Consider the following 19,777-nt stretch of genomic DNA (forward strand, 5'->3'; position numbering starts at 1 on the left):
TCCCGACTAACGAACCCAATCAAGAATCTCAAAGATCAGCAATCTTGTGGCACATCTTGGCCTCTAACGCCGCGCTGGACGCTGCCGGGTTTATTGGGATCGTCGCCGCGAACGACCCTCCCGGCCGCGAGATTGCGAATCTACGCCGTTGCGTCCACGAGTCGAGAGAGGCGATTCCGCATTCTTTGCCGGGGGAAAGCGTTTCTTTCCCATTCTACCCGATAGCTGTACGCTGGATTTACGGAATTGTTTGACCTCTCCGCGCGGAGTCGGCGCGAAGCCCGTCGTACGGCGCGGTTTGTCGCAAGGAGCACAATATGCCCTATACGGTGGTATGATCACCCCGATCGAGACGGATCGCCGCGACTCTATGGTTCGGAAGTCGGAGCTTGCGTCTCCCGAAGTCGGCAATCCCGGTGCGAGTCCACCGCCTGCTGGACGGTCTTCAACACTTGATACATAGTCTCCAGATCGTCGATCCGCTGGACGAGGCTGGTGACGGCGCGGTGGAATTGGAGGAGCATCCGTTCGTCGACCGGTCGCTCGTGCTCCAGCCTCTCCTGGTGTCGCCCGGCCTGGTCGAACCAGACCAATCCCGTCGGCAGGTCGATGAACGCGATACCATCACTGCAAGCGATTTGCATGTCGGGCGGGGGACGGTAGGCGATGGCCTCGGCCCAGGCTTCCGGGATGTATCGCCCGCAACTGACTTGAGCAATGGGGCCTTTCCCTTTCTGATGCGGGGGGCTGAAGTCCAGGCTCATCATCATGTAGTCGGCCCCCATGGCGTCATCGCCGGACATGTGCATGACGCTACCGACCGATGAGGGGGAACCGCCCACCACGAATCGGCACCAATCCACTTGTTCCACGAGATCGAATTTCACGATCGGTTGCGGGGGCGGGACCGGCGTTCCGTTGCGTTTCAGGAATCGCGACAATCGCCGGTGACAGAATATCAGCCGCAATTCCCCCAACTTCGTAGCCAATAGTTCTTTGAGGCGGAGCGTCGCCGGGGCGTAGCGGTGGGGCAGTTCCGCCATAAAGGCCACCCCCGCCGCCGAGACCGCTTGACGGACCTCTTCGAATTGCTTCAGGGTAAGGTGGACGCGACTGCCCAGGTAAACCGCCTTGCCGTACTCGCAGGCCGCGAGGATGGGGGTGTGACCGAGCCAAGAATTGGACAGGATGAGCACGGCGTCGATATCGGGTCGTCGGCACATGGAGCGGAAGCCCACATGGGCTTCGGCGCCGATCTCCTCGGCCGACAGCTTCGCCCGCTCCGCCACCGGTTCATACATGGCCCGCACTTGAAACCGGTCCGCCAGCACTCGGAGCACCGGGAGATAACGGGATTCCCAGGCGTCGCCCGCTCCGACGATCCCTAGCCGCAGCTTCATGCTTGGTCAATCTCCTGTTAGGCCCATTTCCGGGCGTTGGGCCGAGTTGCGCGCCGATCGGGGCGGGCGCCGACGACACCTTTCCCTCTTCCTGCGGAAGCTTCATCCCCTTCCTGCGCCCCCTGCGGGCGTGCGCGCCATTGATTCGATCCCCGCTTTCAACGGTAGTGGTGCCGTCTGCCGCCGAGAAAAAATCTTTTTTCCGGAAAGGCGCTTCGATGCCCTCAATCGATGACCGCGCCGCGTCAAAATGACGACGGGCGACCACGCGGAATTATAGCACGCGGCGATGATGCTCGCACGACATTCGGCATTGCGGAGAAATATGCAGGGGAGCCTGCGAATGGATGGCTTCGTCGGGATCGACGCGTGCACGCGATTGGACGTCAACACTGCTCCCGCTGCGGAACGGCTGAGTCTTTATGCGTCACCGTGCCGGAAGAATTCTCGCACGATTTGTACCGCCTCTTCGATGTCCTCCGGGGTATAACGAAAATCGCAGGGCAAGGCCAGCATCCGGGCGGAGAAGGCGGCGGACTTCGGGCAACGGCGGGCGGCCTCTTTCGGCAGAGGCCAAAATATCGGCGGATAAACTTGGCGCTGAATCAGGGCCTCACGCAAACGGTCCCGTTCCCGGCGGTCGGAACACACCAGGACCACCGCGAAGGGGCATTGCCTGGGGAATCGCAATTGCGACGGACGCGGCAGGATCTCGCACCGATTCGGCTCGATTGCCGGGTCGGTCAAAAGTTCCCGCAACCGACGCGCCCCATACTCCGCGTTGCGTGCCCGCTCGGCGCGCCACCTTTGCCAAGGCAGGTGCGGCAGCATCGAAGCGGTAATCGGCAGGGGACGCGAGATGGGCCGGATGCTCATCGCCGCCTCGGATTGGATTTGCCACGCGCGGAACTCCTCCTTCTGGACCGGCATTCCCAACAGATAGTGGCGTTTGAGAAGCATGGCCGTCAGCTTTTGTTGGCTGCTCGCGGCGTGTCGGGGGATCAGCCCATCGGGCGAAGGACACGGCAGACCCAGCGGCGACCAGAGCGCGCCGCCGTCGGGAACGGGCAGCGTCTTCCGCAGCGACGCCACGCAGTAACCCGCGCTCGACTCCGCCGCCAGGCGACTCCAAGGATCGTGCGTGTGATCTTCGATCCGGTTTTCGTTGGGCCAGTCCGGCGGCGGGGCCGATTCCGGTCCGTGGAACCCCAAGACGTTGATGCTCAGTAAGACCTCCTCTCGCCGCGTAAAGGGCGGCCAATCGGGCGGTTCATCGGCGGCGGGCACGAAGTTGTAGAATCGGCAGAGCAAGTCCGCGGCGCGGGCGGTTTGGACCACGCTTGCGCAGATGTAGGCGGGCAGGTGGCAGACGCGCCAACCGAATCGCCGCCGACCCTCCATGAAAGCGGCGTAAAGGGCCTGCCGTCCGTTGCCGAACAGTACGGCGTCTTGCGGCAGGATGCCTTGCCCGCTTCCAAAAGGCTCCGGCGCCACCCAGTGGAACTCTCCGCCCAATTCCCAGACGGTTGCGGAGGTCGGTGTTTCGGTCGCTGTTGGGATCGCGGCGGGAACGGGCGGCGAAGCCCCGTCCGAGCCCGGATCATCAGACGAGTGCCCTATCTGTATCTTCATCGGGAGCGTGTCCGTCGTCGCATCCTTCGGCGAGGGGGTGTTCGCGCAGCGAGGTTCTCCGGAGTCCTCTTCAGGCCGCCTTGCCGGTCGTCTGCCCCGCGCGGTCTTCGAACCCGGGACAGGCTCGCAAATCCTGTCCGCGGTCGGAGGTCGCCGCGGGACTCGGCGGTCGTTCCGCCACAATCACGTCGGCGAAGCCCAGCACGTCCCAGACCACGCTGGCGGGAATGTAACCGCGAAGTACCAGGCCTGCCGCCGCGTACAACGGCAAGAGGACCGCACGGCGCAGCAGGAAACGCTTGCCGCGGCGCACTACCCGTAAGCCCGCTCGGGTTAAGAATTCGCCCGTCCGCTCGATGCTCACCAGACTTCGGTGCGTGGGATCGTCGTTGAAGTTCAGGCAACCGCGAATGCCGAAAAAGCCGTTGCGCGCGCGGGGCAGCCGCAGACTCCGCTTGGCCGGCACCTCAATGTAAATGTGCCCGCCCGGCTTGACCGTCCGCGCCAATTCCGGAATCACCGACCAGGGATCGCGAAGGTGCTCCAAGACGTGGGAACACAGCACCAGGTCGTAGGCCGCCGAGGGCAGAGCGGCGAGCAATTCCGGTCGGTCGAGGTCGATCTCATGGAAGGCGTCCATCGCGGCGTCGTCGTGTTCGTCGCGATTCCAGCGTTCGCGGTCCACGCCCTCGTAACGGCAATGCGGGAAATACTGCTTGGTAACGGTCGGACTGTGGTTGCCGCAACCGACGTCCAGAATCCTCGCGCCGGGAGCCTGCAAAGCCCTTCGAAACGGGACGAAGCGATGGGGATAGGCGCACCAGCGATACACGGCGGTCAGCCATGCTCGGAGCGGATTTTTCACCGAACCGCCTCCAAGGCTACGGGGATGATCTCGGAACGCAAGATTTCCGGCAGTTGGTCCAGGCGTTCGATTTCGGCCCAAGGTTGGACCTCCGGGAGGTTCGGGCGGTCGCGAAACCACCCCACCGAGGTCCGGATTCGAATCGCGCCCAAGCCCGCCTGAATTGCGCCGAAGATATCGCGATGCGGGTGATCGCCCACGAAAATCGCTTCGTGGGGACGCACCTTGAGGTTTCGGCAAGCGGTGTGGAAGGGCAGGGAATCGGGTTTCCAGTGGCGGCGTCCCAGGCGGTCGCACACGACGATCGTATCGACTCGGCCGATCAGGCCCAAAGCGGCCAATTTCCGCTCCTGGACCGCGGCATGACCGTCGGTCACGATGCCCAGTCGATAGAACGGGCACAGTGCGTGCAGGATCGCATCGGTTTCCGGGGGCAAGCGAAGGCGGATTTCGCGGTTGCGGAAGCGATCGAGCAAGTCGGGGACCCAAGCGTGCGGAAAGCCGAGCTTTTCGCTCGCGCGGTCGAAGACCGCCTCCCGATCCGCGAAGTGAAGTCGCTCCAGCACTGCGAGCAGGTTCTCGGCGGAACCGATTCCCCGGCAGGCCAATTCCTCCGCCACGGCGGAGAATCCTTGGCGGTAATAGTCGATCTCGGGGTACAGCGTGTCGTCCAAATCGAACAGTACGGCGCGGATCATTGCGGGGCGCCTCGCGTTGCGGGGTACGCGGCGGAGTCTTCCGCCGTCATGCGAAAATGGGGTCGTGTCCAACAATCGGGCAAAGCGGCGGAGCGGACTTGGGACGGCGGATCGACGCGGACCGCTCGGCCTTCGAGGTGGTACACCTCGCCCAAGTATCGCGTCAGGCTCAGGCCGACGACATAGTCGTCGTCAACCTCGCCGCACAGTCCGCCGGAGGCCTCGTAAAGAATACTCCACACAAGACGCCCGCCGGTCGCGGCGTTGGATAGTAACGACGCCGAACCGAGACGCGGATTGACGTCGATAATGGCAGGCCCGCCCGGGCCGACGATGATCTGCACGTTGAGCGGTCCCCAATAACCCACGGAGGCCAGCGCGGCGGCGCACTCCCGGGCCAAGGACCGCACGTCGGGACGCCGCACGGTGTGGCTTTGATAAGCCTCGCCCCCCACCACCTTGTCCCGCTGCCGCACCACGGACACAACCGGTGCGGTGCTGCGCGAAACGTACAGGTCCACGCTGAACTCGACGCCTTCCAGGTATTCCTCGAAGACCAGGTCGGGGCGTTCTTGTAGGGACTTTTCGGACGACGCTCGATCCGGACACACTTTGGCCCCGATGGAGCCGAAACCGCGAGCGGGCTTGGCGAAGAGCGGGAACGCGGCCGACGCCAACTCCTCCGCCGCGAACACACGCGGCACCGCCAGATGATGCGACCGAGCGAAGTCGTGGAAGCGACGCTTATCGAAGCAGATCTCGGCCAACTCGGGCGACGGGCAGACGACGTGCACGCCGTCTTCCGCCAAGGCCGACCGGTGCGGCGCCAGCGCCATCACGTCGATATCGATCAGCGGCAGGATTAGGCCGATAGCGTGCTTGATTGCCAGTTCCCGCAGCGCGGGCACGTAGGCGGCATCTCGCACCGGCGGAACTTGGAACGCCGCGTCGGCGAAGCAACCGGCGGGAGTGAGCGGTTGGAGGTCGGCGACGAAGACCCGGCCGTCGCGAAAAGCGGCTATCTTCGCCATGGCCTCACGGACATGTACGACGTGCCCCACCCATTTCCCGCCGCAAGGGATCAGCACGTTGGGGCCGCGAAAGGAAACCGGAAATGAGACTGGGCGATTCATGCGGCACGAGCCTTTGTTTCAACGGCGGAGGGCGGCGGAGCGGCGGCCGCGGCGCGCGATTCTCCTGGGGTCGGACCGTCGCCCGCGCCGGATGCCGCCCGCGAAAGCCCCCAGGTCAGCGACTCATCGCCCGGGTGGAGCCCTAAATCGTCCACGACGCGGACGTCTTGGCCCGCCCCGTCGAAGAGCGTGCCGCCGGGGACCTTCAGCAGCGTCCACCACAAAATCTTAGCATCCAACCACAGGCTGAAGCGGTCCACGTATTGAACGTCCAGGGCCAGCCTTTGACTGAAGGGGAGGGCGTTTCGGCCCAGCACTTGCGCCAGTCCCGTAATACCCGGCCGAACGTCGTGCCGGCGGGCCTGTTCCGGTGTGTAGCGGGGCAAATACTCCATCAACAGCGGTCGCGGACCCACCAGGCTCATGTCGCCGCGGAGGACGTTCCACAGTTCGGGCAGTTCATCCAAACTGAACCGCCGCAAGAGACGGCCCAGCGGCGTGAGGCGTTCGGCATCGGGAAGAGGGCGTCCCTCTGCGTCGCAAACGTCCCGCATCGTGCGGAACTTGTACATGGTGAAGGGGCGACCGCCTCGACCGGGACGCACTTGCCGGAACAAGACGGGGCGGCCCAAATCACGACGCACCAATACGGCGATGATCAGTAGCAACGGGGCCAGCAGGCACAAACCCGTCGCCGCGCCCACGATGTCGAGGAGACGCTTGACCGCGAATTGCACTCTCTTGCTTCGGCCATCCATGGCGAATCACGCAATCCTTGAGGAGGATGTTTGGAAGGGCGCGTCACTGCAAACCGGCGCGAACCAATCGCCGCGAAGGGTGTTGGCTCGCGCGGAGCGACCGCGATCCTTGAGCGTAAATTAGCCGTCCGGGGCGTTTTGATCAAGAGAAATCGCAGTTAGCCCGATCTGCGCCCTCGACGCCCGAAGTTGGCCGGGGCGAATCTCCCTATTGGTTCGCTGGAGATGGACCAATTTGCGGTCCGTCGGAATATGAATATAATGTTCCGCGGGGTCCGGGTGACCGCCACGCGAAGGTAGGCGTCGGGCGCGACATGGGCGACGCGATTCTTCGGCGGCGGCTCATGGACGGGCTAAAGCACCGATTCGCAAGCACGCTTTTGGCGAGGAGACTTTCCATGAATCGATCCCATGATCGCGGCGCGAAGAGCGACGTTGCCCGCAGGAGCTTTTTGACGGCACTCGGCGGCGGGGTCGCCTGGGCGTGTCTTCCCAAGGCGGGGTGGTCGGGGTCCGGGGCGGATGCCGCCTTGCGCGTGGGGGAAGGCGTGGCCGACATCACCCCGCCCGAGGGCATCGACTTGGCCGGCTTTCACCGTCCGCCGGGGCAGGAACGTCGCTCCAAGGGCGTTCGCGAACCGTCTTCAGTTCGGGCCTTGGTCTTGGAGGTCCAAGGCATCCGCGCGGCGGCGGTTTCGCTAGAGTTGCCGGCGATTGGGCATCCGGCCTCCGAACGCATGCGGCGGACCATCGGGCAAACGACGGGGATCAGGCCGGAGCATGTGAAGCTCTGCGCCACGCACACGCACTCCATGCCCTCGTTGCAACCGTTTCGTCAGTGGGGATCGGTCTCGCCGGAGTATTCGGCCCTGGTGGAGGAGCGGACTGTCGCCGCCGTGGCGCAAGCGGTGGGCGATGTGGCGCCTGCTCGGCTGCAACTGGGTCGGGCCACGGTTGTGGGCGGAAACTTCAACCGCACCTCCCCGACGTGGAAGACCGAAGACGCCTTCGACGATCAGGCGACCGAAGAAGATCGCTGGCTCGATCGTCACCTGCACGCCCTGCTCTTCGAAAGGGAGGGGCGGAAAAACATTTTGTGGTATCACTTCTCCGCGCACCCGGTGTGTTTCGCCGACGAACTGACCGGCCCGGATTGGCCCGCCCTGGTGGCGCACCAGGCCCAAGCCCGGTGGGGTCTTTCCCCGGGTTATCTCCAAGGGCACATCGGGGACGTGAATCCCGGCGACGGCAACCCGTGGAGGGGCGACGCCGACAAGACCTCTGCCGCCGTCTGGGCGGGCTTGGAGGCCGCGGTCGACTCCGCGCAGCCCCTCGGCGTCGATCGCCTGGAGATCGTCGGCGGATCGTGTGCCCTGCCCTTGGACGTCGATCGCTGGGCGGCCTGGGTGGACGAATACCGCCGGGACCCCGAGGCTTGCAAGTCGGGCGTGTGGGTAGATGCCCCGTTCGCTGCCGAATGGTTCGAGGCCAACAAAGACCGCGATCCCAAGACCGTGCCGCGAGAATTGCGCACCGAAATCGCTTGCTGGCGATTGGGGCCGCTCAGTCTGCTGTTTCACGGCGGCGAACTTTATAGCTACTACGGACTGTGGATGCGCAAGCATGCTCCCGCCGAGCACACCTTGGTGGTGGGATACGCGGACGACTTCGTGGGGTATCTCACCGATCCCCGGGCGCACGCCGCGGCAGAATATTCCGCCGTAGTCGTCCCGAAGATCCTTGACCTACCGCCCTTCCAACCGAATGCCGCACAGGTGCTGGCCCAAGGGCTTGTCGACTTGGCGGGGACGCGGACGAACCCACCCGCGGCGCCAGGATGAGAAACGGAAGATCGACGACGCAAGTCTCGCAGAGTCTCGACCGCGGGATTAGGCGGTAGTGACTTCGGAAAGCGAGTCGTTCGCTGAAGTTCCTCCGGCGGGAGGGCGAGCGGAGAATCCTTTCAGCGCGCACACCGTCCGTTCAGCGCGATATAATGGCCCTCGCACGGAGTCGCCCCGCTGCCGCCGCAATCCGGCTCTGCGAAAAGAGCATTCACGTCGATGGGGTGCCCCGTTCGCGAAAATCGGCGGTGAGCCTCGAACTCGGTAACGTGTTTTTCAGCAGGAGTATACCGGCCATGACCACGCCTCTATCGAGACGCGGTTTTCTTCGGGGATCGGCACTTGCCGCGGCGGGGTTGGCCGTGAACGGTCTATCCTTGGCGGAAGGGGAAGAGGCGGCGATTTCCTCCTACTCAGGGTTTTGGCCCGCCTTGGTGTGCGGCGCCATCGGCGTCCGCGCGGATCAGCGGCAAGCCCTGGACTACGCCGTGAAATACGGTTTCCGGGCGGTCGAACCGCAGATCGGCTTCTTGCAAGGATTGTCGGACGAGGAATTGGCGGCCCTGCGAAAGGAAATGGACGAGAAGGGTATCGCCTGGTCCGCCGCCGGACTGCCCGTCGATTTCCGCGGCGACACGGACGCCTTTACGCGTTCGCTGAAAGACCTGCCGTCGTTCGCGGCGCGATTGCGTCGGGCGGGCGTCGATCGGGTCGGCACCTGGATCTCGCCCACCCACAAGACCCGGACGTATCGCGCCAATTTCCGTCTCCACGCCGTTCGTCTCCGCGCCGTCGCCGACATCTTGGACGACCACGGATTGCGGTTGTCGTTGGAGTACGTCGGGCCGAAGACGTCGTGGTCGGCCGCGCGTTTCCCCTTCATCCATACGCTGGAGGAAATGAAGGAGTTGATCGCGGAGATCGGGCACCCGTGTGTGGGCTACACGCTGGACAGTTGGCACTGGTACACCGCCGGGGAGTCCGCCGAGGATATCAAAACGATTCGCGGCGGCGACGTGCTGATCGTGCATCTGAACGACGCCCCCGCGGATGTGCCCGTGGACCGGCAGATCGACAGCGTCCGCGATCTCCCCACGGCGACCGGGGTCATCGACTTGAAGACCTTCCTGGGGACCTTGGCGGAAATCGGCTTTCAAGGGCCGGTCTACGTGGAGCCTTTCAAGCGATCTCTGGCGGAACTGCCGCCGGACGAGGCGGTTCGCGTGACCGCCGAGTCGTTGCGTCGTGCCTTATCCCTGGTCCCGTGATTCGGGGCGACGGGGCAGGCGGAGCGTGAACACGGTGTCTTGCCCCGGCCGGCTATCCACGTCGATAGCGCCGCCGTGCATTTGGGCGATGCGCCACGCCTTCGACAACCCAAGCCCCAGGCCGCGTCCCGCCTGCCGGGCCGAATAATACGGATCGAAGATGTGCCGTCGCTGCTCGGGGGATATGCCCGGCCCGTTGTCGCGGACTTCGAAGGCGGCTTCTTCCTCCCGAGCGTGCAGCGTGACGACGACGCGACCGCCCTCCGCGGCGGATTCCACGGCGTTCTTTACCAAGGCGGTCAGCGCCGTCGCCACTTGAACGGGGTCGGCGTGGACCTCCACAGGCTCGGTGGGCAGTCGCCAATCCACGGTCGTGCCGTAGCGATCGGCCAAATCCCGGAGCGAAGGCTCGACCTGTGCCGCCACGGTGCAAAGATTGATGCGGGAGAGCGAGGGTTGAGGCGGGCGCGCGAACAGTCGGGCGTCGGCAATCATTTCGTGGGCTCGGCGGACCTGGGCCGTGATGGCTGCCAAAATGCGCCGTTCCTCCGGATCGCGGGTGCGTCGCAAGAGGACCTGGGCATGGCCGCTGATGATGGCCAGCGGATTGTTGATTTCGTGGCCCGCCCCTGCCGCGAATTCGGCCATGGCGTCCAGTTTGGCTCGTTCCAACGTCGCCGCGAAGTTCGATTCCAGGGCGTAAAGCCGGATCGCGGCATAGGCGGCGCGGGCCGTCATTGCGCTTGCGTTGGGAATCCGGCGTGTCAGGCGACGATAAAGCCTCTCAGCACGGACAAAGGCCTGCCGGACGGGGTGCTGCGTGGCGGATCGCAAAGCCTCGACCCATTCCGCGGATGCCACGCGCACCCGATCCGCGGCGGCGGACGCCGGAGTTGAGCCGAGGAGGGCGGCGATGCCGACCGTCTCAAGCTGATCCGACTTGCGAGAGCGGCGCGAGGTCCTTCGACCGGCGACCGCAACGCCGGGTGCCAATTCCCATAGTTTCGCTGCGATTTCCCAACCGATGGCCGCGGCCTCTAGCGCCGCGCGGCTAGGTTCGTCGCTTTTCCATCGTTCCAGGTATGCCGGCCAAGAGAATGCGGGACGGCGGTTCGGGGCCGCCGTGCGCGGGCTTCGGCCCCGCTGGGGCGGTTTCGTGAACGACCCCGCGCCGTCGGGTAACGGATCCGGCAGTATCCCGCCTGCCAGGGCGGACACGATGCACGCGGCGCGGACGAACGGAAGGACGGTCGGGCAATGCTCCCTCGCCCAAGCCGCGGCGAATTCCTCCGCCCAAAGGATGATACGGAGCGTGACTTGGCGGGGATGCGGACGCGGCGAGGCGGCGCCGATCCTCTTTGCCCGACCGCTTTGCGGGGCTTGGTCGGAAAAGGCTTGATCGGCGGGGGTCGCCGGGTCTAACGGCGGAACGTCCGACCACGCGGACGGAGGCACGAGATCGGGCAGCGAGGTCCACAAGCACGCAGCGACGCCCGCGAAATGGCGGGGCGAGTCCGGCATCGGTTCGACGAGTCGCAACAGAATGGGGAACAGGCGCGGATCGTGTCGCTGGAGGCGAACCAGGCGGCGCCGCCAAAGCACGGCCACGCGCGGCGTATCATGGTCGCCGGTAAGGCACGACGCCCAGGCCAGCAAGGCGTCAGCCAAACCCAGCCGAACCTCGTCGGACAGGTCGGCTTTGCCGAGAAAAAGATGTTTTGCGAGAGCAAGCCGGTGCATGCCCGCCTGCCGGGTTCCTTGATGTCTGACGCCGTCGACGGCGCGGGCGGCGGAATTAGGGAGGGCTGGCGACCTTCACGGGCGGTCGCCTTCCTCGCTCCGTCGCGTTCCGCCTCAGGCGCTGGCGGGACTTTCGATGTCCAGCAGTTGGCAAATGCGGTCGACCAGGGTCTCGATCTCGAAGGGTTTGTGAAGGAAGTCGTTGGCGCCGGCGGCCTTCAACTCCTGGATCTTATCCTCCTCGACCATGCCCGAGATGCAGATGATGCGGATGTCGTCCATGGACGGATCCGCCCGCACCACCTGGCAAACCTCTTTCCCATTGATGTCGGGGAGCATGATGTCGAGGACGATGAGGTCGGGCCGATATTCCTTGACCATGATCCCGGCGCCGAATCCGTTGTTGACGGTGCGGATTTCGAATCGCCCGTCCCGTTGCAGGACGTCGCGGATCAGTTCGACGAGTTCTTCATCGTCGTCCACGATGAGGATCTTGCGGCCGCCGCTTTCGAGGGCATCGGTCGGGATGCCGTTGTCCCGCATGAAGGCGATGAGCTGATCGCGCGGGATGCGGCGGAAGCGACTGCCCGGCACGCGAAAGCCCTTCAGTTGTCCGGAATCGAAGCAGCGGATGATGGTCTGCTGACTGACCTTGCAGATCTTGGCCGCTTCGCCGGTCGTGAACACGGACTTGGTCGACAGAGGTGATTGGCTATTCCTTTTTCTCGCCACGGTTCTCGCCGGAATGTTCAACGAAACCCCAGGCAGAGCGTCGGCAGATCGGCGAGGGGTTTCTGGTCCTCCGTGTTTTACCATCCGGGATATGGGTCCTGGATTCGCAATAGGCTGCAAATCTCGCACCTCCCGTAGCTGCCTACAAGCAGCAGGCTCATCCGGCTCTGCCGACTTTGCCGAATTTGCCAAGCGCGACCATTATAGCTTACCTAAACCGGCTGTCAATACGACTTGCAATGTCGCAAAATCAGTTTGAATAAGGGTTTACGTATTGGCTCCGAAAAAGTCCGTTTGTCGATCCGGATAAATCATCGCCAGTTCTCCGAAATCTCGAAAACTTGCAAAGCGCGCATTCGATTCAAGCTATACGATCGGATTATCTTTTCGGTCCGTCACAATCGGGTTTCTTTCGTCGCGCGAAGAATCGGCTTCGATCGAGTGACGCGCTTGTGGATGGACTTTGCGGCTACGGCAGTGTGAACAGGCCGCCGACGGGCGGGAGTCGCCGTACGCGAGGCGTTTCTTCCGGAGATTCCCAAGTTGCCGGAACGGTCTGGATGGCGCGGTCGATGGCCGCTGCCTCCTCGGTAGTCGCCGCCGCTTCCGCCAAATTCAGTCCGTCTTGCCCAAGGTACTCGCGAAGGTGCTCGAGGAGGATCCGCTTGACCTCCAAGATGGCTAGCGGGTGGGTGTGGATCACGGTGTGCTCCGCCGAGATCACCAGTTCGGTGGCGGCGTGCGGGGCGTGACCGCTTTCCCGAGTAATGATGCCGTCGTTGTCGCCCGTCCAATTGGCGAACAGGCTCGATTGGGAGACCGTTCCGATAATGTTGTGGTAGGTGGTCCAGGGGGCGCGGGGGGCCTGCCGCATGGCCGCGAAGATCGGGCAATCCGGGGCCAGGGCGTCCACGCTGTGACGGTACTCGATGAGGTTGTTCGGCCGAAGCAGGTTCCGGTTGTCGTTCAGCAGGACCTTTTGGGTCTGCGCCACCTGCTGCGGAATACTGATCAGGCGTCCCGCCAGTCGCTGCGTCAATTCGTTCGAGTACGGCGTGCCCTGGTGCGGCGTGGCGATGGTGATGACGCGGCGCACGGAGGGGTTGGGATGGAAGAAGAATACCTCCCGCAGTTCGGCGAGGGTTTCCGGATCGGCTCGCACCTCCTCGAACGGGCGATCGCTCACCAAGCTCCAAAACAGTTGGCCGCTCTCCATGGTCTGAAGCTCGGCCACCAAGCCCCCCATGCTGTGACCGATCAAGACCATCCGATCCATCGTCGGTCGGGTGAACGAAGGGTCCATCGTCCGGCGGAACTCGTATAGGTCGCGCCGTAACTGGGCGGCCGAAATCCAAAACGGTTGGCCGGTGGGGTATAGATAGAACCAAAACTGAAAATGCTCGCGGATGAGCGGACTGCTCCGCAAATCGTTGAACATTTGAATCCACGTCATCGGAGTCGATCGCCAACCGTGGACCAAGATCACGGGAATCCGATTCGGGTCGTAGGGTTGCACCATGTAAAGACCCATGATCGGCTTGTCGCTCCCCGGTCGCAGGGACATTAATTGCTCGGGTTGGAGCAGGCTCACGTTGCGGAGGGAACTGCCGAGCGCGGGGTTGGAAAGGAATGTGGCCAGCGGCGTGGTAAGATCCGTTTGCAGCGGCACGCGCAGATTGCCGAGCTTGACGTCGGACGTCATGATTGGGTCGTACAATTCCAAAGCCGCCGCGCGGCGGATGTCGGACCGTGCGTGATCGGTATCGACGTGCGGGTAAGGGCGGAGGAATACGGTGACGGGGAAGCTGAGGTTGGGCGGGTAGTATTTGGCCACGGACGGCTCATTGGGATACGAGCGGCGGACCGCAATCAAAGGCACTCCCAGCCCGTAACCCACGTGATGGTTCCGCAGTCCTTGCAGGCGGTAGTCGGAGACGAATTCGAAGCGGCCGAAATCGCGGGGATCCCAACGCGCTTCCCGCAGGACGCATGTCAGATCCCACGTCCCGTTCGCCGTCACAATGGTATAGGTCGTGCCCGGTTGGAGACCGGTCCGCGCGCAGACGATCCGCAGGGCGCCCTCCAGGGCCGCGTTGTACAGATCGCAGGCGCCGCGAAACCAGGGGTCATAGGGGTTCCGTGTGGGTGTGAACCGCGGGTCGAAGAGGTATTGATAGGCGTGGAGAACCGCCCCGCCGTACAGGTCCAGGGCCAGGCGGGGATTGTCCGCTTGAACGCGCTTGGCGTATTGATAGCTCAGTTCCGCGTAGGCGTAGATGGTTTCGGGGTTCGGTTCCTCCTCGATGATGGCCTGCACTCGGGCCAGCGTTTGCTGCGGGTCCTCCGTCAGGTCGTTTTCCATACCGTGCTGTCGCAGGATTTGCAGTGTGCGATCGGTAACGGGCAGCGCCGCCCAAGAAACGACGCGAATTCGCGACAGGATAGGGAATTTCGAGAGGTCTTGCAGTCGGGTGTTTCGCGCCGCAGCGCACCCCGTGCTTGCCGCAAGGAGGGCAAGACCGCAGATCCACAGGGCACGGCGCATCTTCATCGTGCGTCTCGTTCGACGGGGGAGGCGCGATTCTCGGCTTCGATCGACGCCGCCGGTCGCTCGCGGCGACCCGATCCGCAACGTCCGCGCGGACCGTGAGCCGGCCCGCGGGCGCGCATTACGACCGGGCGGCGGGACGGTATAGCAACACGGTTGGGACCGGTCAATGCCGAACGATTCGCCCTTTTTGGGTTCACCGTCCCGCTATCGCCGAGTGTTACGCCCAGTCAAGGCCGCGCCGGGATTGCCCGCTGCGAGTCGCTCTTGACCCCGCAGCGGACGCCTCGCTAGGATGCCGAACCCGGCGGCGGACGTTCGACGCATAATTCGCGGCGATTCCGATCGCCCGGGTACAGTCGGCGAAAGGAGGAGGCTCCCATGACGGGGCATCCGAGGGAAATGGGAAGTTCGGACAGGGACGACATGCCGCCGGGCATGGTCGATCTCCACAGCCACCTCCTGCCCGGCTTGGATGACGGGGCGCGATCGTGGGACGAAACCCTGGCCATGGCTCGCGCCGCGTGGCAGCAGGGGGTCGTCCTAATGGCCGCCACGCCCCACCAACTTGGGCAATACGCCGGCAATTCGGCGAAAGCCATCCTGGAACGACTCGACGAGGCCCAGCAGCGCATACGGGCGGTCGGCATCCCCCTGCGATTGATTGCCGGGGCGGACGTCCGCGTAGAAGACGATTTGCCGCGGCGGATCGAGGCGGGCGAAGTGCTGACCCTGGGCGATGCGCGACGCTACGTGCTATTGGAGTTGCCTCACGACCTGTATTTGCCTTTGGAGGGCTTGCTGGCGCGGCTTCGCGGCATCGGCGTGACCGGCATCCTCACGCATCCGGAGCGAAACGCCGCCTTGCGTCGCCACCCCCATCGGCTGGCGCAACTCGTGGAGGCGGGATGCGCGGTTCAGGTTACGGGAGCGAGCTTGAACGGAGGGTTCGGTCGGGAGGTTCAGGCCGTCTCGCTTCAATGGATTCGCCAAGGCTTGGTGCATTTGGCGGCAAGCGACGCCCACGGCGAGAAACGCCGCGCCCCCGACTTGCAAGTCGCCTATCGTAAAATTGCACGGGAACTCGGTCGGGAAACCGCCGAAATCCTGTTCCGCCGCAACCCTTGGCGCATCGTGCGGGGACGATCCGCCGCCGCGTTGGAAACGCCGACGCCCTCCGGCGGAATCCTGGAGCGATGGTTCCGAAAGCTGGCGGGATGAAGGCTTGGCATCGGGCAATTTGGAACGACTCCGACTCTCGGCGGCGGTCCCGCACGCCGGGCGTCAACATTTCATCCGCCGTATTGTCGGTAGTGTTCCTGATGATGCCTGTTGTTGGTGCGGTGGGCAACGCACCGACCGACCTCGTCTGGATCGACGCCCGCGAAGTCTCCGGATTCCGAGTGTTTTGTCGCTTTCCTGCAGACCGAATCACACCCCTATTGGGCGATTTGGATGGCCTGAGCAAGGACATCGCCGCGTACCTACGACTGGAGACGACCCCTCGCGCCGTCGATGTCTATCTGTTTGCCAATGCGCGGGAATACGAGGAGTACGTGAAGCGGGCGTTTCCCGAGGTCCCCTATCGCCGGGCGTTGTACGTGCAGCGGGGCGATCGGGCGATGGTCGCCGCATACCTCAGCCCGGAATTGGCCGTGGATCTGCGGCATGAATGCACGCACGCCTTGCTCCACTCCGCGCTGCCCATGGTGCCGCTGTGGTTGGACGAGGGCTTGGCGGAGTATTTCGAAGTCGAACCGCTAAAGCGCGCGGAGAGAAGCCCTTACCTGTCCGCCGTGCGATGGCGGTGCCGTTTCGGCTACGTGCCGTCGCTGGAAGACTTGGAAGGATTGCAGTCCATGGCGTCCATGACCGAGGCCGACTACCGCAACGCCTGGTCGTGGGTGCATTTCATGTTGCACGGTCCGCCGGAGGCGAGCGACGCTCTCGTCGATTACCTGGCCACGATTCGGCAGAGAGGGATTCCCGGCAGCCTGCGTGGGCAATTGGCCGCTCGCATTCCCGATCTGAAAACGGCCTACAAGCGACATTTCTCTAATTGGGGGCGTTGACCCGCGCCCCGACTTGTCCGCCAACGGCGACCTGCCGGCGGTGACTGCGGTGCCGTCATTCATGGCGGGTTGAACGCGACAAAAATGGCGTCTGTGCCGTTTTTGACTGCATTCACGGCGACCTACTGCCGATATCTGAATCAAGACCAACGTCCCCGCCGCATGGGATGGATTGGTGTTTTTCGTCGAGGTTCAGGCGTCAGGAAGACCGAAGGCGCTCTTCTTTCGGCACTCGAGATGGAGATGGAAGCCGTCATGAAAAAGCTCGTTTCGTTGTTCGCGTTGGGTGCGCTGGCCGTTGGGCTGTGTTTGGGTGGGAGTGCCGCCGCGAGGGCGGATGGAACCGCAAGCCCGGCCAAGCCCGTGATCGTGGATGTGGCCCTGCAAGCGGACGGCGTCCTTTTGGGCCAGGTCGTCAATCCGCAAGGTGCGCCGCTAGCCGACACGGCGGTCCGAATCAGCGACGGAAAGCAGCAATTGGGCGTGGCGAAGACCAATAAGGAAGGCTACTTCGCGTTCAAGGGCCTGAAGGGCGGATTGTACCAGGTCAACGCCGCCAACGGTTCGGGCATGTTCCGCCTGTGGGCCGCTCGCACGGCTCCGCCGTCGGCGCAGAAGGGCGCGTTGCTGGTGTCCGGCCAAGACTTGGCCCGAGGACAAATGGTCCCGCGACTGCGAACGTGGATGCAGAATCCTTGGGTGGTGGGCGGTGCGATCGGTGCCGCGATTGCGGTGCCCGTGGCGATCGTCGCCTCGGATGACGACGGCCCGACCAGCCCGTGAGTGAACGGCATCCGCGGAGGTCGGTGGACTCGCCGTAGCAGGCGATCGACCGCTCGACCGTAAAAGCCATCGCGAGTTGGGACGGTTGCCCGTCCGGGCAGGACCGTCACGAGAATGCCGAACATCTTGCAAGACGACCGGATGCGGATCCGGTCGTCTTTCGATTTCTTGGGAAGCGGCGCCGCTTCGCCGCGGCAGGTGCCTTCGATCGGCCAATCGGCCTTGTCTTTTTTTCCGGCTCTTCGCTAACATCCGCGACGCGCCCGTTGGGCGACTTCGTGAAGGGAATCAACGGATCGGTTTCGGTCGCTCTGCCGGGCCGAATCGAGCGGCGGCGTTCGCACGGTCGCGGCGTTGCCGAAAAGGATCCGAGCCTGGGAACGGTTACCCGGTGCCGAATGCTGCGGATGGCGGTACAGGAGTCGAGAAAATGTTGAAACAGCGATCGTGGACAAGGGTGACGATTTGTCTCGCCGTTTCGGCGGCGATGGTGTTGCCGACGTTCGCCGCGCCGCCGTCAGGCGACGATGGAAACTCCACCGCGGCCCAGCGGACGCCGACGACGACTCTCCCGGCACGAATCGCCGACGTGCGACTGGACGCCGAAGGGCGCCTAATGGGTCTATTGGTCGATGGGGACGGCGTACCCTTGGCGCGGAGGGAACTCACCCTGCAAAAGCTCCAACCCCAGACCCCGCCCGTGCAAGTCAGGACCGACGCTTCAGGGCGATTTACGAGCGAGCGATTGTCGGGCGGACTGTACGAGGTCCGCCTCGACCGGCGAGGGCAGGTGGTCCGCCTGTGGGAGAAGCAGGCCGCTCCGCCCAAGGCCCTGCCGGCCCTGCTGGTGGTGGCCGCAGACACGACGGTTCGCGGACAGCGTCGCGTGGGGGAGGTGCTCGGTTCCGATACGATCATCATCGGCGGACTGGTGGCTGCCGCGATTGCCATTCCCTTGGCCGTTAGTGGATCGGATGACGGACCCTCCAGCCCCTGACAGCGAGGGCGGTCGTTCGGACTCGCGTACCGGGTCGGTCGGACATCGAGAGGTAATCCATGCGCGTATTGTTTCTGGATCAGCACTTTGCCACGCCGCGGCAGGCGACATCGACTTTTCCCTTTGTAATGACGCGCGAGTTGGTCCGTCGCGGTCATGTGGTGGAGGTGATAACGACGGATCAGAGCGGTCGGCGCGGAGCATGGTATACCACGGAAGAGGACGGCCTGCGCATTCACTGGTGCCCGATTCCGTATTCCAACCGGATGGGCTACGGGCGACGGTTGATCGCGTTCGGCCGTTTCGGCGCGCGGGCGGCGCTGTACGGCAGGAAGTTCGCGCCGTGTGATGTGGTGTACGCGTGCAGCACGCCGTTGACCATCGCCTTGCCGGGGGCGGCCTTGGCCCGGCGATTTCGCGCACCCATGATCTTCGAGGTCCGCGACCTGTGGCCGGAGGTGCCCATCGCGTTGGGGGCGCTTACGACCCCGTGGTCGATTTGGGCGGCGCGGGCCCTCGAGCGTTTCGCGTACCGCAACGCATCCCACGTCGTGGCACGGTCGCCGATGATGGCAGACGGCGTGGCGGCGACGGGCTACCCGCCGGATCGCATCCGCGTGGTGCCCAACGCATGCGATTTCGCGCGATTCCAGGTGCCCGAGTCGTGGGGCCGAGAATTCCGCGCGGAGAACGTTTGGCTGGGAGATCGCCCGCTGGTGTTGTATGCGGGCACGTTCGGCCTGGTGAACGATTGCCGCTACATCGTGCGATTGGCCCACGCCGTGCGTCCGCTTTTGCCCGACGCCCGTTTCCTTTTGGTGGGCCAGGGACGCGAAGCCGAGTTGGTGGAACAGGCGGCGCGGGAATTGGGGGTTTTGAATGAAACGCTCTTCATTCGCCCGCCGGTTTCCAAGGAAGAGGTCCCGCGAATCTTCTCGGCGGCAGACATCGTGATGTCCACGGTCCGTGACGTTCCCGCCCTGCACGCCAACTGCGCGAATAAGTTTTTCGACGCCTTGGCGGCGGGGCGTGCGGCGGCCATCAATCACGAGGGTTGGCTGGCGGACCTGATTCGCGAGCACGCATGCGGGTTGGTCCTACCGGCGGCGGATATCCCCGCGGCGGCCCAACGGATGGCCGAGGCGCTGCGGAATCGCGATGCCCTGCGCGAGGCCGGGCGAAGAGCGCAGCGACTCGGCAAGGCGCGATTCGACGCCATCCGTTGCACTGATATTGTGGAAGAGGTCTTGCATGCCGCCGTAGACGGGCAAGGTTTGCCCCGACGCGCGGCGGCCTGAGGAGGTTGC

General features: G+C 64.2%; 16 protein-coding genes. 7 read left to right on the forward strand and 9 right to left on the reverse strand.

Annotated elements, in window-relative coordinates:
* Positions 1-368 precede the first annotated feature (368 nt).
* The 6 genes from ACYQ6J_RS16975 to ACYQ6J_RS17000 all read right to left on the reverse strand — a co-directional run bounded on the left by ACYQ6J_RS16975 (position 369) and on the right by ACYQ6J_RS17000 (position 6,486).
* On the reverse strand, positions 369-1,400 hold the full coding sequence (locus ACYQ6J_RS16975) for a Gfo/Idh/MocA family protein (RefSeq protein ID WP_460185385.1): 1,032 nt from the start codon (positions 1,398-1,400) through the stop codon (positions 369-371).
* Positions 1,401-1,820: 420 nt separating this feature from the next.
* The gene (locus ACYQ6J_RS16980) at positions 1,821-3,032 is read right to left on the reverse strand and encodes a PLP-dependent aminotransferase family protein (protein WP_460185386.1); all 1,212 of its coding nucleotides are present in this window, start codon (positions 3,030-3,032) and stop codon (positions 1,821-1,823) included.
* A gap of 70 nt (positions 3,033-3,102) precedes the next feature.
* Positions 3,103-3,897, reverse strand: coding sequence for a class I SAM-dependent methyltransferase (locus ACYQ6J_RS16985; RefSeq protein WP_460185387.1), 795 nt, complete (start codon positions 3,895-3,897; stop codon positions 3,103-3,105).
* The gene (locus ACYQ6J_RS16990; protein ID WP_460185388.1) at positions 3,894-4,595 is read right to left on the reverse strand and encodes an HAD family hydrolase; all 702 of its coding nucleotides are present in this window, start codon (positions 4,593-4,595) and stop codon (positions 3,894-3,896) included. The genes ACYQ6J_RS16985 and ACYQ6J_RS16990 overlap by 4 nt, the downstream gene beginning before the upstream one ends.
* A complete protein-coding gene (locus tag ACYQ6J_RS16995; protein WP_460185389.1) occupies positions 4,592-5,728 on the reverse strand; it encodes an ATP-grasp domain-containing protein in 1,137 nt (378 codons plus the stop codon). Before ACYQ6J_RS16995 ends, ACYQ6J_RS16990 begins: the two co-directional genes overlap by 4 nt.
* Positions 5,725-6,486, reverse strand: coding sequence for a sugar transferase (locus tag ACYQ6J_RS17000; protein ID WP_460185390.1), 762 nt, complete (start codon positions 6,484-6,486; stop codon positions 5,725-5,727). The genes ACYQ6J_RS16995 and ACYQ6J_RS17000 overlap by 4 nt, the downstream gene beginning before the upstream one ends.
* A 398-nt stretch (positions 6,487-6,884) precedes the next feature.
* Here ACYQ6J_RS17000 and ACYQ6J_RS17005 point away from each other — a divergent pair, with 398 nt between their 5' ends.
* Both ACYQ6J_RS17005 and ACYQ6J_RS17010 read left to right on the forward strand, forming a co-directional pair.
* Positions 6,885-8,327 (forward strand): neutral/alkaline non-lysosomal ceramidase N-terminal domain-containing protein, encoded by a 1,443-nt coding sequence (locus ACYQ6J_RS17005; RefSeq protein WP_460185391.1) that lies wholly within the window; start codon positions 6,885-6,887, stop codon positions 8,325-8,327.
* A gap of 299 nt (positions 8,328-8,626) precedes the next feature.
* Positions 8,627-9,598: a sugar phosphate isomerase/epimerase family protein gene (locus ACYQ6J_RS17010; RefSeq protein WP_460185392.1), complete on the forward strand. Its 972-nt coding sequence runs from the start codon at positions 8,627-8,629 to the stop codon at positions 9,596-9,598.
* Here ACYQ6J_RS17010 and ACYQ6J_RS17015 read toward each other — a convergent pair.
* From ACYQ6J_RS17015 to ACYQ6J_RS17025, 3 genes are all read right to left on the reverse strand, one after another.
* Entirely contained in the window at positions 9,581-11,338 is a 1,758-nt protein-coding gene (locus tag ACYQ6J_RS17015; protein WP_460185393.1) for a sensor histidine kinase, read from the reverse strand. The two genes, ACYQ6J_RS17010 and ACYQ6J_RS17015, sit on opposite strands and share 18 nt — an antisense overlap.
* A gap of 114 nt (positions 11,339-11,452) precedes the next feature.
* Positions 11,453-12,040, reverse strand: a complete 588-nt coding sequence (locus tag ACYQ6J_RS17020; RefSeq protein ID WP_460185557.1) for a response regulator — start codon at positions 12,038-12,040, stop codon at positions 11,453-11,455.
* A 499-nt stretch (positions 12,041-12,539) separates the two neighbouring features.
* A complete protein-coding gene (locus tag ACYQ6J_RS17025; RefSeq protein ID WP_460185394.1) occupies positions 12,540-14,621 on the reverse strand; it encodes an esterase/lipase family protein in 2,082 nt (693 codons plus the stop codon).
* A gap of 378 nt (positions 14,622-14,999) precedes the next feature.
* Between ACYQ6J_RS17025 and ACYQ6J_RS17030 the strand changes: the two genes are divergently transcribed.
* From ACYQ6J_RS17030 to ACYQ6J_RS17050, 5 genes are all read left to right on the forward strand, one after another.
* Positions 15,000-15,839, forward strand: coding sequence for a tyrosine-protein phosphatase (locus ACYQ6J_RS17030; RefSeq protein WP_460185395.1), 840 nt, complete (start codon positions 15,000-15,002; stop codon positions 15,837-15,839).
* Positions 15,815-16,690, forward strand: coding sequence for a hypothetical protein (locus tag ACYQ6J_RS17035; protein WP_460185396.1), 876 nt, complete (start codon positions 15,815-15,817; stop codon positions 16,688-16,690). The genes ACYQ6J_RS17030 and ACYQ6J_RS17035 overlap by 25 nt, the downstream gene beginning before the upstream one ends.
* 255 nt (positions 16,691-16,945) lie before the next feature.
* A complete protein-coding gene (locus ACYQ6J_RS17040; RefSeq protein WP_460185397.1) occupies positions 16,946-17,473 on the forward strand; it encodes a carboxypeptidase-like regulatory domain-containing protein in 528 nt (175 codons plus the stop codon).
* Between the two features lie 430 nt (positions 17,474-17,903).
* Entirely contained in the window at positions 17,904-18,470 is a 567-nt protein-coding gene (locus ACYQ6J_RS17045) for a hypothetical protein (RefSeq protein WP_460185398.1), read from the forward strand.
* A 59-nt stretch (positions 18,471-18,529) separates the two neighbouring features.
* Positions 18,530-19,768 (forward strand): glycosyltransferase family 4 protein, encoded by a 1,239-nt coding sequence (locus ACYQ6J_RS17050; protein WP_460185399.1) that lies wholly within the window; start codon positions 18,530-18,532, stop codon positions 19,766-19,768.
* The last annotated feature ends 9 nt before the right edge of the window (positions 19,769-19,777 follow it).

The sequence above is a fragment of the Thermopirellula anaerolimosa genome, from assembly GCF_054657335.1.